Source organism: Vibrio sp. 10N.261.52.A1 (assembly GCF_002876325.1).
Lineage (GTDB): Bacteria > Pseudomonadota > Gammaproteobacteria > Enterobacterales > Vibrionaceae > Vibrio > Vibrio chagasii.
The window spans coordinates 1-2,371 of record NZ_MCYD01001153.1 but is presented as its reverse complement, the minus strand read 5'-3'; the positions used below and the strand labels follow the sequence as shown (position 1 = coordinate 2,371).

The window sequence follows — 2,371 nt, the reverse complement described above, 5'->3', positions numbered from 1 at the left end:
ATAGAGATCAGGATCACATTGTCGAGGCTAAACAGTGAACGGATGACGTACAGAGCAGAATTATCGGGATTTACCCAAATTACGGTCGAAAAAAGAAAAAATCCCCGCTAATTCAATTAGCAGGGATTCGATTGTTAGAAAGTTAACGTGTCAGAAGAACTCTGAAACTATTTAGTCACTTTCTTCTGAACATATTTCTTGCTTACGTCGACAACCGCCACATCTCTAAAGAAGCTTCTTCCTAGCAGAAGTGGGAAAGAAAGGTGCGTTCGGTCTGCTAGAGTAAATTCAGTTTTGTCTTTTAGATCACCAATTTGGATCGAAGCAACTACCACAGCACGACGTTGTGTGCCTTCTGCACTTGATTGCTTGATCTTAACCCAACGTTCTACAGGTAGACTGATCTCTTCTGTTGTGATGCCATCGTGCTCGATTTTGAACTTAACCCAATCTTTACCGTCACGTTCAAAGTCTACGATATCAACAGCGCTGATTGAAGATGTCGTCGCACCAGTATCTACACGCGCTTTAAATGCCTCTTTCAAGCCAGGAACAAATACCCACTCTTCCTCACCAAGAATCAGTTTACCGTCACTGGTTTTCGTTGGTTTTGCTACCGGTTTTTCTTCAGGCTTTGGTTTCGCTTCTGGTTCAGTTGGTTTTACTTCTTCAGGCTTCTCTGTAGGTTCCGTTACTTTGTCGCCTTCAGTTGCGTCAGGCTTAGAAGAGTCATCAACTACTGGTTGTTCGACCTGAGGCTTTTGCTCTGGCTCAACCGGTACTTGAGTCGTGGTTGTACAAGCAAACAAGCCGCCACTTAACATTAGGGTTATAATCGCTTTCCAATTATACATTCAGTCACCTTCTATTATTTTGATACGTTGGCTATCGCTTTTGCTACATAAGGAATATGGGATTCAGAAAGACCTGCAATATTGATGCGTCCATCACCAACACCGTAGATACCATATTCTTCACGTAATTGATTCATTTGAGTTTCTTTAAAGCCTAGTACAGTAAACATACCTTTATGACTTTCAATGAAATCGAATTGTGACGTGTTATAAGTATTTCGCAATTCATCACATAAACTTTGGCGCAGATTTAACAAACGTTGCTGCATTTCACTCAACTCTTGCTTCCAAATCGTTGTTAGCTCTTGATTCTGAAGAATTGTTTTTACCAACGCCGCACCGTGATCTGGCGGCATGGTGTAAGTTGAGCGAGCAAGCGTCAGTAACTTACCTTTCGCATTGCCAACATGTTCGCTGTTTTTACCAATCACAATCGCAGCACCCGTTCTTTCACGGTACAAGCCGAAATTCTTTGAGCAAGAAGTAGTAATTAACATCTCTTCCACGTTGTTCGCCATGTGTTGAAGACCTTTTGCATCTTCTTCTAGGCCGTCACCAAAGCCTTGGTACGCAATATCAACGAACGGTAAGAAACCATTTTTCTGCGATAATTTCGTGATTTCCTGCCACGCTTCAAAGTCGATATCGGCACCCGTTGGGTTATGACAGCAACCGTGCAGTAGTACCACGTCTGATGGACCCGCTTTCGATAGGTCATCTAGCATTCTTGCAGTATCCACTTGCTTCGTTTCAGGACTGAAGTAATTGTAGTATCGAACTTTTAAGCCTGCCGCTTCCATCACAGGTTTGTGGTTCACATAGCTTGGGTTTGAAATCCAAACTGTGGTGTCTGGCTGAGAAACTTTCATTAAGTCACCCAACATTCGAAGTGCACCACTTGCACCTGGTGTTTGAATCGCAGCAACGCGATCCATTGCAGAAGTCCCTTTAAGCAGCAGATCAACCATGCTTTGGTTAAACTCTTCACAGCCCGCTAGGCCAACGTAAGCTTTAGTTTTCTGTGTTTCAACAACGATATCTTGAGCCATAGATACGGCTTTCATGATAGGAGTTTCGCCTTGGTCGTTTTTATATACGCCAATGCCTAAATCGACTTTGTCAGTGCGAGTATCGCCGCGGTAAGCAACAGAAAGAGATAGAATTGGATCTAAAGTTGGTTTTGGTAGATGTGAAAACATGAAAGTCACAACCCTTTGAAATTCAAGTAATGAACTTCACGTTAACATTATCGTAGTCAAATCAGAAACATTTTTTAAGAGAAGCGCTGAGTTCACAGAAGTAATCAGAGATTGGTCATTTTACCGGGTAAATTCGTGCAAAAATCAAACAGCTATTAATGTTTTCACTAATAAAAGTGAGCGTAGCTAAAAATCAGTTCCCAATTGTGGCGCCGCGTTTGAATTGCCTTGGTGTCATTCCCGACCATGCTTTAAATCGAGTACTGAAGTTTGCCGCATTCGGATACCCAACGATCTCGCCGATGTGTTGAATAGACC

Annotated in this window: 3 protein-coding genes; all 3 read right to left on the bottom strand. The window is 42.5% G+C overall.

The window, feature by feature from the left end; translation table 11 throughout:
- Positions 1 to 167: 167 nt before the first annotated feature.
- A complete protein-coding gene (locus tag BCT81_RS24745) occupies positions 168 to 854 on the bottom strand; it encodes a RimK/LysX family protein (RefSeq protein ID WP_102426179.1) in 687 nt (228 codons plus the stop codon).
- Positions 855 to 868: 14 nt separating this feature from the next.
- The gene (locus tag BCT81_RS24740; RefSeq protein WP_102426178.1) at positions 869 to 2,053 is read right to left on the bottom strand and encodes an amino acid aminotransferase; all 1,185 of its coding nucleotides are present in this window, start codon (positions 2,051 to 2,053) and stop codon (positions 869 to 871) included.
- A gap of 193 nt (positions 2,054 to 2,246) precedes the next feature.
- On the bottom strand, positions 2,247 to 2,371 hold a 125-nt coding region (locus BCT81_RS24735), incomplete at its 5' end, for an AraC family transcriptional regulator (RefSeq protein WP_133152715.1).

What these genes read in the sequence shown, in the direction of transcription:
- BCT81_RS24745 (WP_102426179.1), bottom strand. Translation starts at nt 854, where the DNA reads ATGTATAATTGGAAAGCGATTATAACCCTAATGTTAAGTGGCGGCTTG.
- BCT81_RS24740 (WP_102426178.1), bottom strand. Translation starts at nt 2,053, where the DNA reads ATGTTTTCACATCTACCAAAACCAACTTTAGATCCAATTCTATCTCTT.